The sequence below is a fragment of the Pseudomonas sp. Marseille-Q1929 genome (assembly GCF_017316265.1).
Lineage (GTDB): Bacteria > Pseudomonadota > Gammaproteobacteria > Pseudomonadales > Pseudomonadaceae > Aquipseudomonas.
Window position 1 is genome coordinate 1 of the sequence record NZ_JAFLWU010000046.1, and the last position, 18926, is coordinate 18926.

The 18926-nt window shown below is 63.3% G+C and carries 15 protein-coding genes; 13 read left to right on the plus strand and 2 right to left on the minus strand.

What is annotated here, in order from left to right; translation table 11 throughout:
- The first annotated feature begins 75 nt into the window (after positions 1-75).
- On the plus strand, positions 76-1158 hold the full coding sequence (locus tag J1G37_RS27765; protein WP_207046861.1) for an LLM class flavin-dependent oxidoreductase: 1083 nt from the start codon (positions 76-78) through the stop codon (positions 1156-1158).
- A 156-nt stretch (positions 1159-1314) separates the two neighbouring features.
- On the opposite strand, the gene J1G37_RS27770 is transcribed toward J1G37_RS27765, so the two are convergent.
- Positions 1315-2109 (minus strand): class II aldolase/adducin family protein, encoded by a 795-nt coding sequence (locus tag J1G37_RS27770; protein WP_207046863.1) that lies wholly within the window; start codon positions 2107-2109, stop codon positions 1315-1317.
- A gap of 242 nt (positions 2110-2351) precedes the next feature.
- A complete protein-coding gene (locus tag J1G37_RS27775) occupies positions 2352-3257 on the minus strand; it encodes a LysR family transcriptional regulator (protein ID WP_017736142.1) in 906 nt (301 codons plus the stop codon).
- 213 nt (positions 3258-3470) lie between these two features.
- Between J1G37_RS27775 and J1G37_RS27780 the strand changes: the two genes are divergently transcribed.
- The 12 genes from J1G37_RS27780 to J1G37_RS27835 all read left to right on the plus strand — a co-directional run bounded on the left by J1G37_RS27780 (position 3471) and on the right by J1G37_RS27835 (position 18925).
- Complete coding sequence (locus J1G37_RS27780) at positions 3471-4082, plus strand: cysteine dioxygenase (RefSeq protein ID WP_017736143.1); 612 nt, start codon at positions 3471-3473, stop codon at positions 4080-4082.
- The gene (locus tag J1G37_RS27785) at positions 4079-5662 is read left to right on the plus strand and encodes a rhodanese-related sulfurtransferase (RefSeq protein ID WP_207046865.1); all 1584 of its coding nucleotides are present in this window, start codon (positions 4079-4081) and stop codon (positions 5660-5662) included. The genes J1G37_RS27780 and J1G37_RS27785 overlap by 4 nt, the downstream gene beginning before the upstream one ends.
- 95 nt (positions 5663-5757) lie before the next feature.
- Positions 5758-6588: a TauD/TfdA family dioxygenase gene (locus J1G37_RS27790; RefSeq protein WP_207046867.1), complete on the plus strand. Its 831-nt coding sequence runs from the start codon at positions 5758-5760 to the stop codon at positions 6586-6588.
- 158 nt (positions 6589-6746) lie between these two features.
- Complete coding sequence (locus J1G37_RS27795) at positions 6747-9200, plus strand: TonB-dependent receptor (protein WP_207046869.1); 2454 nt, start codon at positions 6747-6749, stop codon at positions 9198-9200.
- A gap of 9 nt (positions 9201-9209) precedes the next feature.
- A complete protein-coding gene (locus J1G37_RS27800; RefSeq protein WP_207046871.1) occupies positions 9210-10736 on the plus strand; it encodes an FAD-binding protein in 1527 nt (508 codons plus the stop codon).
- Complete coding sequence (locus J1G37_RS27805) at positions 10733-11098, plus strand: ferredoxin family protein (RefSeq protein ID WP_207046873.1); 366 nt, start codon at positions 10733-10735, stop codon at positions 11096-11098. The genes J1G37_RS27800 and J1G37_RS27805 overlap by 4 nt, the downstream gene beginning before the upstream one ends.
- Positions 11099-11254: 156 nt before the next feature.
- A complete protein-coding gene (locus J1G37_RS27810) occupies positions 11255-12229 on the plus strand; it encodes an ABC transporter substrate-binding protein (protein ID WP_207046875.1) in 975 nt (324 codons plus the stop codon).
- Between the two features lie 11 nt (positions 12230-12240).
- Complete coding sequence (locus J1G37_RS27815; protein ID WP_207046877.1) at positions 12241-13590, plus strand: LLM class flavin-dependent oxidoreductase; 1350 nt, start codon at positions 12241-12243, stop codon at positions 13588-13590.
- Positions 13587-14270, plus strand: a complete 684-nt coding sequence (locus J1G37_RS27820; protein ID WP_207046879.1) for a peroxiredoxin-like family protein — start codon at positions 13587-13589, stop codon at positions 14268-14270. Before J1G37_RS27815 ends, J1G37_RS27820 begins: the two co-directional genes overlap by 4 nt.
- A gap of 128 nt (positions 14271-14398) precedes the next feature.
- Positions 14399-15568: an acyl-CoA dehydrogenase family protein gene (locus J1G37_RS27825; protein WP_207046881.1), complete on the plus strand. Its 1170-nt coding sequence runs from the start codon at positions 14399-14401 to the stop codon at positions 15566-15568.
- Positions 15565-16509: a D-isomer specific 2-hydroxyacid dehydrogenase family protein gene (locus J1G37_RS27830; protein WP_207046883.1), complete on the plus strand. Its 945-nt coding sequence runs from the start codon at positions 15565-15567 to the stop codon at positions 16507-16509. Before J1G37_RS27825 ends, J1G37_RS27830 begins: the two co-directional genes overlap by 4 nt.
- A 295-nt stretch (positions 16510-16804) precedes the next feature.
- Positions 16805-18925 carry a TonB-dependent receptor gene (locus J1G37_RS27835; protein ID WP_207046885.1) on the plus strand — a complete coding sequence of 707 codons (2121 nt, stop codon included), beginning with the start codon at positions 16805-16807 and terminating at the stop codon, positions 18923-18925.
- Position 18926 lies beyond the last annotated feature (1 nt).

Genomic DNA, 18926 nt, shown 5'->3' on the forward strand with positions numbered 1-18926 from the left:
GCCCCTACCTTGGACGCGAATAACCGACCCCCTGCCCGGTGGAGGTGACCATCCCGCACCAGACAAGGACAAACCATGAGCATTGAATTCATCGGCTACATTGGCGGCCATCACGCTTCCGAGATCCACCCGCGCAGCGGCCCTACCCTGCAACCGGACTACGTCGAAACCGTGGCCCGCGCCCACGAAGAGGCCGGTTTCGACCGCGCCCTGGTGGCGTTCCATTCCAACAGCCCGGACAGCACGCTGATCGCCTCCCACGCCGCCAGCGTGACCAAAAAGCTGCAGTTCCTGATCGCCCATCGCCCGGGTTTCGCCCAACCGACGTTGGCCGCACGCCAGTTCACCACGCTGGATGTGTTCAACGGCGGGCGCACGGCGGTGCATATCATTACCGGCGGCGATGACCGCGAACTGCGCGCCGATGGCAGCCATATCGGCAAGGACGAACGCTACGCCCGCACCGACGAATACCTGAGCGTGGTGCGCCAGGAGTGGACCAGCGAGCAGCCGTTTGATTTTGAAGGCACCTACTACCAGGTCGAAGGTGCGCACTCCACGGTGAAATCGCCGCAACAGCCGCATATCCCGCTGTACTTCGGCGGTTCGTCACCGGCAGCCATCGCCGTGGCCGGCAAGCATGCCGACGTGTACGCGCTGTGGGGCGAGACCTACGAGCAAGTGCGCGAGATCGTCACCCAGGTGCGCGCCGAGGCGGCCAAGCACGGGCGCACGATTCGCTTCAGTTTGTCGCTGCGCCCGATCCTCGCCGAAACCGAAGAACTGGCATGGGCACGCGCCGACAGCATCTTGCAGCAGGCCACCGCACTGGCAGAAAAGAATGGCTTTGTGCGCCGCGAACCGCCGAACGAAGGCTCGCGCCGCTTGCTCGCCGCCGCCGCGCAAGGCTCGCGCCTGGACAAGCGCCTGTGGACCGGAATTGCCGGGTTGCTGGGCGCGCAGGGCAACTCCACGTCGCTGGTGGGGACGGCTGAGCAAGTCGCCGAAGCGTTGGTGGATTACTACGATCTGGGGATCACTACGTTCCTGATCCGTGGGTTTGATCCGCTGAACGATGCGATTGATTACGGCAAGCGCCTGATCCCCCTCACCCGCCAACTGATCGCCGAACGCGAGCAGGCCCAACAGGTCGCGTAATCCAGAACACCACATGCCTGCGATGATCGTTCCCACGCTCTGCGTGGGAATGCCGCCGGTGACGCTCTGCGTCACGCCTTCAAGAACGGACGCGGAGCGTCCGGGGATGCATTCCCACGCAGAGCGTGGGAACGATCATCTTCACTGAATTCGAGATCAGTTTTTGTAGTCGATATCCGTGCGCTCCAACTGCCGAATCAACGCATTCCAATGCCGCGCCACACCCGGCCCATCACCACTGGCAAACACCTTGGCCTGCTGCTCGACCTTTTCCACCACCTCTTTGGGCGGGAAGATCAACTCCGCATTCCCCGCTGCCTGCGCCGCCACCTGGATATTGCACGCACGCTCCAGCTGCTGCAGTTGCTGGAACGCATGCTCAACGCTCACACCCGCCGTCAACAGCCCGTGGTTGCGCAGGATCATCACGCTCTTGTCACCCAGGTCCGCCACCAACCGCTCGCGCTCGTCCAGGTCCAGGGCCACGCCCTCGTAACCGTGGTACGCCACGCGCCCAGAGAAACCGATGGAATGCTGGGAGATCGGCAGCAAGCCGTCCTTCTGCGCCGACACCGCAATGCCGTCACGGGTGTGGGTGTGCAACACCGCTTGCAGGTCATGGCGTGCGCCGTGGATGGCGCTGTGGATCACATAGCCGGCGTAGTTGATGCCCAGGCCGGTGGGGTCATCGACGATGGTGCCGTCGAGGTCGACCTTGACCAGGTTGGAGGCGTTGATTTCATCGAACAACAAGCCAAAGGCGTTGATCAGGAAATGCTCGTCCGGGCCCGGCACGCGGGCGGAGAAGTGGGTGTAGATGTGGTCGGTCCACTTGTACAAGGCCGCCAGGCGATACGCGGCGGCCAGCTTGACGCGCACTTCCCATTCTTCCGGGGTAACGCGCTGGCGGACATTGGTGGAAACGCTGGAAATCGAGGTGACGCTGCTCATGGCAAAACTTCCTGGATGGCCTTAAGGACTTCCAGGCAAGCCTAGGGGATGGATAAAAATAATAAAAAGCACATTTTAATCTAAGCTAATTATTATTTTTTTTCATAACCCATTCAGCAACAACACAGAACAAATGTGGGAGCGGGCTTGCCCGCGATGGCGGCGGGTCAGGCAACATTTCTGTCACTGACACACCGCCATCGCAGGCAAGCCAGCTCCCACATAAGCCTCTTCCACTGGGGTTAAGCGGCGTCTCTGATCTTGTGCAACGAAGCCGCAACCAACTTGCCAAACGCATCCACCGGCCCCTGCAAGTTGCCCAAGAAGTGCGGATAGATCAGCCACAAATCCATCACCGGCTTGAAGTCCTTGAGCGGCATCACCGCCAGTTGCTCACGGTGGGCGCTACGCTCCAGCAACGGACGCGGCACCAGGCCCAGCCCCAGGCCATCGGCAACCAGGCCCAATTGCAGCTCGGTGCCAAACGTCTCCAGGTTCACCCGCAACGCCAGGCCCTGATCGGACAAGGTGCGCTGCAACCCCGCGCGGAAGCCGCAGCCATCCGGGTTGAGAATCCAGCCGTCCTGGTACACATCCGCCAGCTTGCACGGCTTCTTCGGCAACTGCGCCTTGGCACACACCACCACCAACTCCATCTTGCCGATGGACTCGCCGACGATGTTGTCGGGGAAGATCTTGCCCGCCGGGAACAACGCCGCCGCCGCGTCCAACTCGCCGCGCTCGATCTTGCCCACCAACTGGCTGCCCCAGCCGGTGGCGACCTGGGCGCGCAGGTCGGCGTATTCGGTGCGCAGGTGCTTGAGGGCATCCAGCAGCACCACGTCGCCGATGGTCTGCGGCACGCCCAGGCGCAGCAGGCCGGTGGGCGGTGCGTCGGTGGCCACCAGTTCACGCAGGGCATCCATCTCGCGCAGGATCAGCCGGCATTGCTCATAAACCCGGGTGCCGATCAATGTAGGTTTGAGCGGCTTGGTGTTGCGGTCGAACAGCTCCACCCCCAGCGCCTGCTCAAAGTTCTGCACGCGGCGGGTGATGGCGGGCTGGGTCAGTTGCAATGATTCGGCGGCATGGCTGATGGACTGGCAACGAATCACTTCGACAAAGGCGTCTATATCGTCAATTTTCATTTGGGCCGCACATAGAGAACAGTCAATAAGATGTGTGCGAAGCATAGTTGCAGGATCGCTATCTGAATAGTCCGCGCTGTGATCGATAACGTCTAAGCCTAGTCGGAGCAGTTCTAAATTACCTTCAGCTATAAGCTAATCATTAAAAAATAGCATATTAACTATAAACATTATGCTTAGATAAACCCATCGACACCGACTGATGGAATTGCCATGACCCAGGCCAAGCACCCCGAAAGACTCCGAGCCTTTATTGGCGCCCTGGCGGAACTGATCGACGGCAATCCACGCGAAGGCGACCTGTTGCACCGTGGCGGCAAGCTGTTGGCGCAACTGGTCAGCCATGATGACTGGCTCCCCGATGAATTCGCCCAACCCAACCCCGAGCGTTACCAGCAATTTTTGCTGCATGCCGATTCGCGCCAGCGCTTCAGCATCGTCAGCTTTGTGTGGGGGCCGGGGCAAAGCACGCCGATTCATGACCATCGGGTGTGGGGGTTGATCGGCATGCTGCGTGGCGCAGAACTTTCCCAAGGCTTTGCGCGCGCCCCCGACGGCAGTCTGGTGGCCGAAGGCAAGCCGATTGCATTGGTGCCGGGCCAGGTTGAAGCGGTATCGCCCAAGGTCGGCGACATCCATCAAGTGAGCAATGCCCACAGTGACCAGGTGTCCATCAGTATCCATGTGTACGGCGCCAATATCGGTGCGGTGCGCCGCGCGGTGTACCAGCCCGACGGCAGCGAGAAACTGTTTATCTCCGGTTATTCCAACGCCTTCCTCCCGAACATCTGGGATTTGTCCAAAGAAAAGAGCCCTGCCCTATGAGCACCGTATCGACCCAAAGCTTCGCCCAGATCCGCCAGGCCCTGCTGGACCGTCACGAAGTCGCCCTGATCGATGTGCGCGAAGAAGCGCCGTTCGCCGAATCCCACCCGCTGTTTGCCGCCAACATCCCGCTGTCCAAGCTGGAACTGGAGGTGTATTCGCGCATTCCACGCCGTGACACCCAGGTCACCGTGTACGACAACGGCGAAGGCCTCGCCGCCCGCGCCGCCGAGCGCCTGGTCGCGTTGGGCTACACCCAGGTCAGCCTGCTCGACGGTGGCCTGGACGGTTGGCGCCAGGCCGGTGGCGAGCTGTTCATCGACGTCAACGTGCCCAGCAAGGCCTTTGGCGAACTGGTGGAAAGCGAGCGCCACACGCCGTCCCTGGCTGCCGAAGAAGTGCAGGCGCTGCTCGACAGCCAGGCCGATGTGGTGGTGCTCGACGCCCGCCGCTTCGACGAATACCAGACCATGAGCATCCCCACCGGCATCAGCGTGCCCGGTGCCGAATTGGTCCTGCGCGCCCGTGAACTGGCGCCCGATCCGGCCACCCGGATCATCGTCAATTGCGCCGGACGCACCCGCAGCATCATCGGCACGCAATCGCTGATCAACGCCGGCGTGGCCAACCCAGTGTCGGCGTTGCGCAACGGCACCATCGGCTGGACGTTGGCCGGGCAGAAACTTGCCCATGGCCAATCGCGCCGCTTTGCACCAACCTCGGAAGAACATCGCCAAGTCGCCGCCGTGGAAGCGCGCCGCGTTGCCGACAAGGCCCGCGTCGGCCGTGCCAGCCTCGCCGACCTCGCACGCTGGCAGCAGGAAGCACAGTGCACCACCTACCTGTTCGATGTGCGCACCCCGGAAGAATTCGAAGCCGGTCACTTGCCTGGCGCACGCTCCACGCCAGGCGGCCAACTGGTGCAGGAAACCGACCATGTGGCCAGCGTGCGCGGTGCACGCCTTGTGCTGGCGGATGACGATGGCGTGCGCGCCAATATGTCCGCTTCCTGGCTGGCGCAACTGGGTTGGGAGGTGCATGTGCTGGACGGCCTGCAAGCGGCACATTTCAGTGAGCAAGGGGCGTGGGTCGCCCCCGTACCGGCGCCGCCACAAGCCGAGTCGATCAGCCCACACACCCTCGCCGAGTGGCTGGCCCATGGCGACACCGTGGTGCTGGATTTCACCGCCAGCGCCAACTACGTCAAGCGCCATATCCCCGGCGCCTGGTGGGCCTTGCGTGCGCAGCTGCCCGCCGCCCTGGCCAAGGCCCCCGCCGCCGAGCGCTACGTGTTGACCTGCGGCAGCAGCCAGTTGGCGCGCCTCGCGGTGGCCGAAGTCGAAGCCATCACCGGCAAGCAAGTGTTCCTGCTGCAAGACGGCACCGCTGGCTGGATCAACGCCCAACTGCCGCTGGAGGACGGTGAAAGCCACCTCGCCTCGCCGCGCATCGACCGCTATCGCCGCCCGTACGAAGGCACCGACAACCCCAAGGAAGCCATGCAGGCGTACCTGGACTGGGAATTCGGCCTGGTGGCCCAACTGGCCCGCGACGGCACCCATGGTTTCTACGTGATCTGACCCACCCCGATCCACCTGCACCCACACCGGGTGCAGGCCCCACATCCGACCCCTCTCCAGGCGGAGGCTGAACCCACACACGAGAGGACACCCGCATGACCCTGCACATCACCCGCCTGGAACCCACCATCGGCGCCGAAATCGCCGGCATCGACCTGCGCCAGCCGCTGACCCCAGCCTTGCGCGACGAACTGCGCCAACTGCTGCTCACGCACAAGGTGCTGTTCTTCCGCGACCAGGCCATCGACACCGAACAGCAAATTGCATTCGCCAAGGAATTCGGCGAGCTGTACGTGCACCCCACCACCCAGCAAAACGACCCGACACTGCCCCAGGCGCACCTGATCGAAGCCCAGGACGAACGCAAGCTCTACGGCCCGCGCATCAGCGGCCGTTGGCACACCGACACCAGCTGGCTGCTGCAACCCACCCTCGGCGCGGTACTGCGCGCGGTGGACTTGCCCGAAGTCGGCGGCGATACGCTGTGGGCCGACGCCGGCGCGGTGTATCGCGCGCTACCTGATGAACTGCGCGCCGAGATCGACCACCTGCACGTGGTACACGACTTCAAGAAGTCCCTGGACAAAGTCGGCTACGACTACCCGATCCTCGCCCACCCGCTGGTGCGCACCCACCCGGAAACCGGTGAAGACGGGCTGTTCATCAACTTCTCGCAAAACCCCTCGGTGATCGGCTGGACGCCGCAGCAAAGCAAGCAACTGATCGACCGCCTGCTGCTGGAATTCAACAAGCCGGAACACCAGGTGCGCTTCAAATGGCGCCCCGGTTCGGTGGCGTTCTGGGACAACCGTTCGACCCTGCACTACCCCGTCTACAACTACGGCGACTACCCGCGCCGCATGGAGCGGGTGCTGATTGCCTATGACGATATTCCGCATCGGGTAAGAGCGGCCAACGCGGCCTGAACCCTATTTAAGCCCCAACAAAGATCCCCTGTGGGAGCGGGCTTGCCCGCGATGGCGGTACATCAGTCAATATTTCTGTTGCTGACACACCGCTATCGCAGGCAAGCCAGCTCCCACAAGGGATCTACGGCGTTCTTTCGTCTTCTGGAATCAGCCCCATGCCTGCATCCCGCTTTCACTTCTGCGCAGCCGCCCTCAGCCTGCTCGCCATCCACACCCCGGCCCAGGCCGCAGACCCCGACAAAACCCTCGGCACCGTGGTCGTCACCGGCAACCGTGGCAACCAGGCGCGCACCATCGCCGACAGCCCTTCGCCCATCGACGTGATCAGCGCCGAACAGCTACAAGCCAGCGGCAAGGTCGGCCTCAAGGAACTGCTCGCGCGCCTGCTACCGTCCTTCAACCTGCCGGCGATCAACGGCGGCGGCACCTCGTGGTCGGTGCGCGGGGTGACCATGCGCGGTCTCTCGGGCGACCAGGTGCTGGTGCTGGTCAACGGCAAGCGCCGTCACAACACCGCGCTAATCAACAACCTCGCGCGCATCGGCACGGCGGCGGTGCCGGTCAACCTGGACTTGATCCCGGTGTCGGCCATCGACCATATCGAAGTGCTGCGCGACGGCGCATCCGCCCAATACGGCTCGGATGCGATTGCCGGGGTGATCAATATCATCCTCAAGGAAAACGACAGCGGCGGCAGTGCCGAAACCTCCTTCGGCCGCTACGGCGCGGGCGACGGCGACACCGTGCACCAGACCGTCAACTACGGTCTGCCGCTGCCCAACGACGGCTTCGCCAACCTGGCGCTGGACGTCAAGGAACAGGAGCCGTTCAACCGCACCGGCAGCGCCACCGGCCGGCTCTATGGCACCGCCGCCAACCCCGACAGCCGCGACCAGACCGCCAACCGCCACGGCTGGAACCCCAGCTACGGCCTGGGCCGCGAGAAGGTCACCAACGCCAGCTACAACCTCGAACTGCCGTTGCAGGACGACCTCAAGTTCTACTCGTTCTCCACCGCCAGCTACATGGAAACCACCAAGGTCACCGGCAACTATCGCCCCAACGAAATCACTGCGCTGGCCGGCGACCCGAACACGCCCTACCCCGACGGCATCCACGCACAGCGGCGCAACCGCACCAAGGACTTCCAGGTCGCCGGCGGCTTCAAGGGCCTGGTCGGCGGCTGGGACTACGACATCAGTTCCACCTGGGGCGAAGACGATTCCACCCTGAATGCCAACAACACGCTGAACCCGTCCTGGGGCCCGACCAGCCCGACCTCGTTCAACCTGGCGTCGCAGATCTTCGACCAGTGGACCAACAACCTCGACCTCAGCCGCACCTTCGACATCGGCCTCAGCCACCCGCTGCAAACCGCGTTCGGCTTTGAATACCGCTGGGAGAAATACCAGATCGAAGCCGGCGACTACGCGTCCTATACGCCCGGCAACTACGTGCTGCCCAGCGGCCCGTTCGCCGGGCAAACGCCGCTGCCGGGGCTGGCCTCCTACAACGGCACCAGCACGGCGGATGCCGGCGAGATCAGCCGCAGCAACGTCGCCAGCTATGTGGACCTGGGCCTGGACGTGACCGACCGCTGGTACGTCGGCGCCGCCGCCCGCTACGAGCGCTACACCCAGGATATCGGCAGCACCTGGAGCGGAAAATTGTCGACGCGCTTCAAGCTCACGCCCGAGTTCGCCTTGCGCGGCACGATCAACAATGGTTTCCGCGCACCGTCCCTGGCGCAGACGATTTATGCCTCATCCACCTTCACCTCCGGTGGCGTGGTCAATGGCCAACAGGTCTCGGTGCCGGTCAAGGTACTGCCGGTGGACACGCCTGAAGCGCAAGCGTTGGGCGCGGAAAAACTCAAGCCGGAAAAATCCCTGAACTACAGCTTTGGTTTCACCTACGAACCGACACAGAACTACCGCCTGACCACCGACCTGTACCAGATCGGCATCCGCGACCGCATCGTCTCCACCAGCCTGCTTGGTGGCCCGGCCGTCTCCCAGGTGCTGGTCGCCAACGGCCTGTCGCCGGGCCTGTACGCGCAGTACTACACCAACGCCGTCGATACGCGCACCCGGGGTGTCGACATCATCAACGAGTACCGCCAACAGTTGGACCAATACGGGCAAGTACGCTGGAGCCTGGCCTACAACTGGAACCAGACCAAGATCGAAAAACTCCAGGACACCCCGCCCGCACTTGCTGGCCTGGGCTCCAACTACCAGATCTTCGACCGGCGCCTGCAAAAAGACCTGACCGTCGCCACGCCGCAATCCAAGCTGATCCTGGCGGCCAACTGGAAAGTCAGCGCCTACACCCTCAACCTCGCGCTGACCCGCTTCGGCAGCTACACCGAAGGCGACAACAACCCGATCAACGACCGCAAGTTCAGCGCCAAGTGGATCAGCGACGTGGACGCCGCCTACGACATCAACAAGCACTTCACCGTGGCCCTGGGCGCCAACAACCTGTTCAACGTGTACCCGGACAAAAAAGGTATCAAGGACTGGGCCGGAGGCTACGAGTACGGGCAATTCTCGCCGTTCGGCTTTGGCGGCGCCTATTACTACACACGCCTGGCGTACAACTTCTGAGGCCCCGACATGACTGAATTGAACTGCGATGTCTTGATCGTCGGCGGCGGCCTGGCGGGCACCTGGGCCGCCATCGCGGCGGCCCGCGAAGGGGTCAGGGTGATCCTGGTGGACAAGGGTTACTGCGGCACCAGTGGCGTCACCGCCACCGCCGGCCCCGGCCATTGGTGGGTGCCGCCCGGCGCACGCGAAGCCGCCATCGACAAGCGCCTGGGCACCGCCTACGGCCTGGCCGATGCGCGCTGGATGGCCCGTGCCATCGACACCACCTGGACCAGCCTGCCGGGACTTGGCGACTACTACGCCTTCCCGCAAAACGAACACGGCGAAACCCAATACCGTGGCCTGCGCGGCCCGGAATACCTGCGCGGCCTGCGCCGCCGCGTGCTCGACAGCGGCGTGACGATCCTCGACCACCACCCCGCCCTGGAACTGCTGCGCGACGACCACGGCCGCGTGGCCGGCGCCCGTGGCTGGCGGCGCCAGGCCGGTGGCGACTGGCTGATCCGCGCCGGCGCCGTGGTACTGGCCACCGGCGGTTGCGCATTCCTCTCGCGCCTGCTGGGCAACCACACCAACACCGGCGACGGTTACCTGATGGCCGCCGAAGCCGGCGCCGAACTGTCGGGCATGGAGTTCTCCAACTACTACTGCATCGCCGCGGCGGGCAGCAGCATGACGCGCTCGATGGTGTACAGCTTTGGCGATTACTTCGACGCGGCGGATCGGCCCTTGGCGATCAGTGGCGGCCCGGGGTTTACCGAGGACTTGGCCAAGGCGCTGCTCAACGGCCCGGTGTATTGCCGCTTGAATCGGGTACCTGCGGATATTCGTGCGCAACTGCCGAGCATCCAGCCCAACCTGATGCTGCCGTTTGATCGGCGCGGGATTGATCCGTATCGCCAGCGGTTTGCAGTGACCCTGCATCCCGAAGGCACCATTCGCGGCGTCGGCGGTTTACGCCTGCTCGACGATGACTGCCAGACCAGCGTGCCGGGCGTCTTCGCCGCTGGCGATGCGGCCAGCCGTGAGCCGATTGCCGGCGCCACATCGGGTGGTGGCGCGCAGAACTCGGCGTGGGCGTTGTCCACCGGGCAATGGGCTGGGCGTGGCGCGGCACGCTTGGCTCGGCAGAAGCTTGCGTATCACGGCGCACTGCGCGGGTTCGATGGCGCCGCCGCTGGCAGTGCTGAACTGATCCAACGCATCCAGGCCGAGGTCCATCCACTGGACAAAAACCTGTTTCGCAGCGGCGAGCAATTGGACCGCTCGCTGCGCGAACTCGACAACATCTGGGATCAGGTGCGCAACGCACAGCCTGGCACCAACCCGCTGCGCGCCCGCGAAACTGCGGCCATGGCCGCTACTGCGCGCTGGTGCTACACCGCGGCCAGCTTGCGCAAGGAAAGTCGCGGCATGCACCAGCGCAGCGACATGCCGCAGCAGAGCGCGCGGTATGACGCGCATTTGCGCGTGTCCGGTGTGGACCAGATACAAACGCGCTTCGACCCCATCCACCAAGGCCAACCCCAATGATCGAACTGATCTACTCCGACCTGTGCAACGGCTGCGGCCAATGCATCGCTGTGTGCCCCACCAACGTGCTGGCCTCTGACGTGCAGGGCAAACCCGTGATCGCCGAGCAACTGGCCTGCCAGACCTGCTTCATGTGCGAGCTGTATTGCAGCAGCGACGCGCTGTATGTGGACCCGGACGTCGAGCAACTGCGCCACCCCGATCCGCTGGCGGTGCGCGAGGCGGGGTTATTGGGGCAGTACCGCCGCGACTCGGGGTGGGATGAATGGGCGGATGATCCTGCCCATCGCAATGAGCATTGGCGGATGGATGGGATTTTTGCGTTGGCGCGCAGCCATCAACCAAATGCAACAAACAAATAATCAATCACCACATAATCAATATTTTTAATAATTAACATATAACCAAAAAGAACTTCACAGCGCGTTCTTATGGGAATAACGTCAACCCACTCACCGACCCCTTCTCCAGGCGGAGGTAGCCGAACCCTTTCTTGATCTGCCTGGAGCCTGCATCCCATGGTCTTTACCACCCCCTTCAAACGCCTGCTCCTGGGCACTGCCCTCGCCCTCGGCCTGATCGGCACCGCCCACGCCGCCGACCTGCAACCGCTGCGGGTGGCCAATCAGAAATCGACGATCAAGGCGCTGCTGGAAGTCTCCGGCGAAACCAAGAATGTGCCCTATGAAATCCAGTGGTCGGAGTTTCCCTCGGCCTCGCCCTTGGGTGAAGCGTTGAATGCCGGTGCGGTGGATATCGGTGCCCTCGGCGATGCGCCCTACGTCTTCGCCCTGGGCGCCGGCGCCTCGCTCAAGGTGGTCAGCATCATCCACGCCGAAGGGCGCAATACCACGGCGCTGCTGGTGAACAAAGACTCGCCGATCAAGACCGTGGCGGACCTGAAGGGCAAGAAGATCGTCACCGGACGCGGCTCCATCGGCCATTACCTGGCGATCAAGGCCTTGGCCACTGCCGGCCTGACGACCAAGGATGTGCAGTTCATTTTCCTGCTACCCAGCGAATCACGCCTGGTGCTGGATAACGGCACCGCCGACGCCTGGGCCACCTGGGACCCTTACACCACCGTGGTGACCTCCCAAAGCAAGGCCCGCGTGCTGATCAGCGGCAACCAGCTGTTGAGCAACCACCTGTACCTCGCCGCCACCAGCCAAGCCATCGCCGACAAACGCGCGCAGTTGGATGACTTTGTCGCGCGCCTGGACCGTGCCTACGCCTGGGCCAACGTGCACCCCAACGAGTACGCCGCGGCGCAAGCCAAGATCACCGGCCTGCCGCTGGAAGTGCATGTGGAAGTGGCCAAGGACACGCGCCTGACGCCCGTGGCAATCGACGATTCCGTCATCAGCGGCCTGCAAGCCACCGCCGACATCTACCAACAAGAAGGCCTGCTGACCAAGCACATCGATGTGTCGCAGGGTTTCGACAAGAGCTTTAACGCCAAGCGTGCCCCCCTCAATCAAGCCTCGCGCTAAAGGAGCAGAACATGAGCAAGCCACGTCAATTGAAACTCGGTGCCATGGTTCACGGTGTCGGTCACGGCTGGGGCGAATGGCGCCATCCAAACGCCCAACCGAATGCCAGCACGAATTTCGGCTTCTACAAGCAGCAGACTGAACTGGCCGAAGCGGCCAAGTTCGACTTCGTGTTCATCGCCGACAGCCTGCATATCCACGCCAAATCCAGCCCGCACTACCTCAACCGTTTCGAGCCGCTGACCATCCTCTCGGCACTCGCCGCGATCACCACGAATATCGGCCTGGTGGCCACCGTGACCGTCAGCTATACCGAGCCCTACCAGGTGGCGCGCCAGTTCTCGTCCCTGGACCATATCAGCGGCGGCCGCGCCGGCTGGAACGTGGTCACCTCGTGGCTGAGCGGCACCGCCGACAACTTCGGCAAGGCCGAGCACCCGCCACACGCGGTGCGCTACCGCATCGCCAAGGAACACGTGAACGCGGTCCAGGGTCTGTGGGATTCCTGGGAAGACGACGCCTTTGCCTACGACAAACAGAGCGGCGAGTTTTTCACCCCGAGCAAGCTGCACGCGCTGAACCACAAGGGCGAGTTTTTCTCGGTCAAAGGCCCGTTGAACATCGCCCGTTCGCGTCAGGGCCAGCCGGTGATTTTCCAGGCCGGCACCTCTGAAGATGGACGCAACTTTGCCGCCGAAAACTCCGATGCGATCTTTGTGCATGTGGAGAGCATCGAGGAAGGCCTGGCCTATTCCCAGGACCTGAAACGTCGCGCCAAGGGCTTTGGCCGTGACCCCGACAGCCTGTCGATCCTGCCGGGCATCCGCCCGATTGTCGGCCGCGATGCCGCCGAAGTGGAAAGCCGCTATCAGCAAGCCGTGGACCTGGTCACCGTCGAAGACGCCATCGTCGCCCTCGGCCGCCCGTTCAACGACCATGACTTCAGCAAATACCCGCTGGACGCGCCGTTCCCGGAACTCGGCGACCTCGGCTCCAACAGCCAGAAAGGCGGGTCCGACCGCATCAAGCAACTGGCCAAGGACGAAGGCCTGACCCTGCGCGAAGTGGCCTTGCGTTTCTCACGACCCAAACGTGACTTCGTCGGCACCCCGGAGCAAGTCGCCGACGCGATCCAGACCTGGTTCGAAACCGGTGCCAGCGACGGTTTTATCGTCAACTCGGTGTTGCCGGACGGCCTGCAATACTTCACCGAACTGGTGGTGCCGGTGCTGCAACAGCGCGGCCTGTTCCGCAGTGAATACAGCGGCCACACCCTGCGCGACAACCTTGGCCTCGATGTGCCGGCCAACCGTTACAGCGTCACCGCCGAGGTAGAAGAACAGCAGGAGGCGCTGGCATGAGCGAATCCCTCAACCGCCAACTGGCGGACCTGCACGCCGAGCGTGTAGCGACCTGGGCAGCGGAGTCGTTGCAGGTCAATATCGACCAGCGCCAACGCCTGTTGGATGAGGCCAAGCCGGACGACTATGTGCAGGTCGGCGACGAGCTGGACCCGTTTACCCTGCTCAACGTCGAAGGCGGCGAACTCAACCGCGAGCTGCTGCTGGCCGACGGCCCGGCGGTGCTGGTGTTCTTCCGCTTTGCCGGCTGCCCGGCGTGCAACATCGCCCTGCCCTATTACGAGCGCCAGCTCTACCCGCGCCTGCGCGAACTTGGCGTGCCGTTGGTGGCCGTGAGTCCGCAAGTGCCTGAGCGCCTGGTGGAGATCAAGACCCGCCACAACCTGCAATTGCTGGTGGCCAGCGACCAGGACAACAACCTGGGCCGGCGCCTGGGGATTCTCTACAGCTTTGACGAGGCCTCGCGCAACGCCGCGCTGGCCAAGGGCAACAGCATTGGCGAGACCACCGGCACCGGCACGTGGGAGTTGCCGCAACCGACGGTGGTGGTGATTGCCAAGGACGGCACGGTGGCGTTTGTGCAGGTGAGCCCGGATTGGTTGGTGCGCACGGAGGCTGAGCCGGTGTTGCAGGCAGTCGAGCGCTTACTGGGCGAGCAGCCCGTACGCCTCGCTATCTGACCCACCCCGATATCCCCTGTGGGAGCTGGCTTGCCTGCGATGGCGGCGTATCTGTCACACATGTGCCAGCTGATACACCGCTATCGCAGGCAAGCCAGCTCCCACATTTTTTGACCGAGTACATTCTCATGACCCAACCATCCCTGCGCTCCGTGGAAGTCGCCAATTTCGAAGCATTGCTCGAACGTCTCAGCGCCGACTTGGCCAGCACCGCCCACCTCTACGACGAAAGCGGCGCCTTCCCCCACGCCAATTTCAAGTTGCTCCACGAACACGGCCTCGTCGCCCTCACCGTGCCCAAATCCCTCGGCGGCGGCGGTGCCAGCCTGCCCCAGGCGCGCAAGGCGATCAGTGCGATTGCCAAGGGCGAACCCTCCACCGCGCTGATCCTGGTGATGCAGTACCTGCAACACACGCGCCTGCAAGACAGCAAAACCTGGCCCGCGCATTTGCGTACCCAAGTGGCCGAAGACGCGGTGCGCAACGGAGCACTGATCAACGCCCTGCGCGTCGAACCCGACCTTGGCACCCCGGCCCGGGGCGGCCTGCCGGCGACGACCGCCGTGCGCACCGCCGAAGGCTGGCGCATCAGCGGGCGCAAGATCTACTCCACCGGCAGCCACGGCCTGACGTGGTTCAGCGTGTGGGGCCGCAGCGACGACACCGACCCGTTGGTGGGTGCCTGGCTGGTACCCAAGGACAGCCCCGGCATCACCATCATCGACACCTGGGATCACCTCGGCATGCGCGCCACGTGCAGCCATGAGGTGGTGCTCGACAACGTGCTGGTGCCCCTGGACCACGCCGTCAGTGTGAGCCCGTGGAGCGCGCCGTCGCCGGAGCTGGATGGCGAGGGTTTCCTGTGGATGTCGGTGTTGCTGTCCTCGGTGTACGACGCCGTGGCCCACGCCGCGCGGGACTGGCTGGTGAACTGGCTGGAAGAACGCGCGCCGTCCAACCTCGGTGCCGCGCTGGCGACCTTGCCGCGCTTCCAGGAAACCGTCGGCCATATCGACACCCTGCTGTTTGCCAACCGCAGCCTGCTGGACGCCGCCGCCGAAGGCCACACCCCGGCCGCCAATGCCGCGCAGTTGAAGTACCTGGTGACCAACAACGCGATCCGCGCCGTAGAACTCGCCATTGAGGCCTCGGGCAACCCAGGCCTGTCGCGCCTCAACCCATTGCAACGGCATTACCGCGACGTGCTGTGCAGCCGCGTGCACACCCCGCAGGACGACGCCGTGTTGCAAGGCGTCGGCAAAGCCGTCTTCGCCCAACGCCAAAAGGAACGCACATGAGTCAGGTGATTATCGCCAGCCAGCTGGACGAAGATTTCAACGAGGTGATCCGCGAACGCCTCAAAGCGATCCACCCCGAAGCCCAGGTAATCGGCGTGCCGGTCGGCGTCCCCAGCGACCTGCCAGCCCAGGCCAATATCCTCCTGCTGCGCCCGATCAACGTGCGCGGCTACACCGCCCCGGATACCCCGCCACCGGGCTGGCCGTACGGCGCACAATGGGTGCACCTGGTGTCGTCGGGCATCGATTTCTACCCGCAGTGGCTATTCAATGGGCCGCCGGTGACCACCTCACGCGGCAGCGCGGCCGACAACCTTGCCGAGTTCGCATTGGCGGCGATCTTTGCCGCGTCCAAGCATTTGCCGGATATCTGGGTGAAGGACTCGCAGTGGAATTTCACCCCACTGCGTCCGCTCAAGGGCACCACGCTGGGCATCCTCGGCTTTGGTGCGATTGGCGAGAGCCTGGCGCACAAGGCCTTGGCGCTAGGCATCAACGTCGTGGCGCTGCGCCAAAGCTCGGCGCCGTTCAGTGCGGGCGTGGAAGCCGCGAAGGATATCCACGACCTTTTCGCCCGCGCGGACCACCTGGTGGTGGCAGCGCCGTTGACCGAGGCTACACGCAACCTGATCAACCGCGACGTGCTGGGCAGCGCCAAGCCGGGGCTGCATCTGATCAACATTGCGCGCGGTGGTTTGCTGGATCAGGAGGCGTTGCTGGAGGCCCTGGATAACGGGCAGGTTGGGTTGGCCTCGCTGGATGTAACGGAACCGGAGCCGTTGCCGGATGGGCATCCGTTGTATACGCATCCAAGGGTGAGGTTGTCGCCGCATACGTCGGCGATTTCGACGAATAGTCGTAATGAGATTGCGGATGCGTTCTTGGCGAACCTACAGCGGTTTCTGAGCGGAGGCGAGCTGAACAACCTCGCCAACACCTGACACAACCCAATAAATGTGGGAGCTGGCTTGCCTGCGATAGCGGTCTATCAGCCGAGGATGTGCAAGCTGATGCACCGCTATCGCAGGCAAGCCAGCTCCCACATGAGATATTTGCATGGCTGGAAATATGATTATCAAATGGCATTTTATGCACCAACAAAATGCATATTATTAATAATTAACATATAACAAAACGGACTTTTACGAACGCCTTTCATATCCATATTGTTACCCCCAGCACCGACCCCTGACCAGGTGGAGGCCTTGCCAACCACCACTCTCTCAGGGGTCCACCATGAGCCATATCGCCGCGCCCAACCGCCTCACCCTCGCCGTCTCGCTCGCCTTGTTCAGTGCCTATACCCATGCCGACGACGCCGCCCTGCCGGTGGTGAATGTCACCGCCGAGCACCGCAGCGAAGACCTGCAAAAAACCCCGCTGGCGATTTCCGCCTTCGATGAAAAGACCCTCGAAGACAAACAGATCCGCAGCGTGCGCGACCTCTCCGGGCAGGTGCCGAACCTGACCCTCAGCCGCCAGTCGATCTCCTACAGTGCGCAGACCTACGGCATCCGTGGCATCGGCGAAACCGACCCGATCCAGGAAGCGGCCGTGGCGGTGTATGCCGACGACCTGTACATCCCCCGCGCCATTTCTTCGATGCTGGACTTCAACGACGTCGAACGCGTCGAAGTGCTGCGCGGCCCCCAGGGCACGCTGTACGGGCGCAACAGCAGCGCCGGCGCGATTCGCGTCATCACCCGTGACCCGAACCAGGAAACCCGAAGCTTCGTCGAACTCGGCGCGGGCAATTACAACGCGCAGAACGGACGCTTCCTGATCAGCGGCCCGCTGGTGGACAACGCGCTGTTTGGCAGTTTCTCGGCGATTCGCCTGACGCGCGACGGCACCGTGTCCAACCCGACACGCGGCAAGGACGTGAACAACGTGGATATCCAGTCCTATCGCGGCAAGCTGCGCTACAAGCCCGAGGATTCACCGTGGGATGTGCAGTTGACCCTGGCCGGCACCTTTGATCGCGGCGATACCACCAGTTATTCGCCGTTCGATGCCAACGGCCATTTCGACAAGTTCAAGAGCTACAGCAGCCTCGACCCGAAAAACCGCCTGGACCAAGGTTCCTCGGTGCTGCGGGCGATCTACGCGATCAACGATCACCTGAACGTCAAGTTGGTCACCGCCTGGTCGTCCTTCAACCAGCCGGTGGATTACGACAACTCCGGCCAGGCCGCGCTGATCCAGAACAACCTGATCCTCTACAAGCAGAACTACGCCACCCAGGAGTTCCAGCTCAACGGCGACTACGACGACTTCAGTTTCAGCACCGGCCTGTACCTGTACCGCGAACGCTTCGACGCCGACCGCGACAACCTCACCTACTCCATCGCGCGCAACCGCGTGATCGGCCAAGGCCAATACAGCACCACCAACACCGAAAGCTATGCGCTGTATGGCCAGGGCACCTACAAGATCACGCCGCAACTGTCGCTGATCGCCGGCCTGCGCTTTACCCGCGAGCACAAGAATTTCGAGTTCACCAACTACGCGATCAACACCGACCGGCAGATCACCGGCACCAACTTTGCCGCCGAGTCGAGCAAGTCCTGGCAGTCCACCAGCCCGAAAATCGGCTTCGAATACGCCTGGACGCCGCACCTGAACCAATACGCCTACGTGGCCAAGGGCTTCAAGGCCGGCGGCTACGACAACCGCGCGCCGACCCGCGCCGCCGCCGAGCAGGCGTTTTCGCCGGAGGACGTGACCACTTGGGAAACCGGCTTCAAGGGTGACTTCTTCGACCAGCGCCTGCGCGCCAACGTCGCGCTGTTCTACAACGACTACAAGGACCTGCAAACCAACGCCTACGACCCGGCGCTGGGCGTGAGCCTGCGCACCAACGTCGGCCAGGCGCACACCTATGGCGTGGAGCTGGAAACCCTCACCGCCCTGAGCCGCGACTTGCAGTTGACCGCCAACCTCGGCTACCTGCAAAGCCAGTACGACGACTTCCAGAACGCCAGCGGTGCGGGAGTGGATGCCAATGGCAAGCAACTGGTGTTCTCGCCGCGCTGGAACGCCAGCGTCGGCATGAACTACACCATCCCGGCCGGGCTGCCCGGCACTTGGTTGGCCGGCACCGATGCGCAGTTCCAGACCAAGTCCTATGCCAATGCGCTGAACGACGATATCCAGGAAGTGCCGCAGCAAACCTTCTGGAACGCCAACACCCGCTACATCAGTGGCGACGGCCACTGGACCACCACCCTGGCGGTGAAAAACCTGCTGGATCGCGCCTATCCGCAATCGGTGGGCTACGTGCCGTCCAGCGGCGCGCGTTACTACTCGGTCAACGATCCGCGCACCCTGTTGCTGTCGGTGCGCTACGACCTTTGAG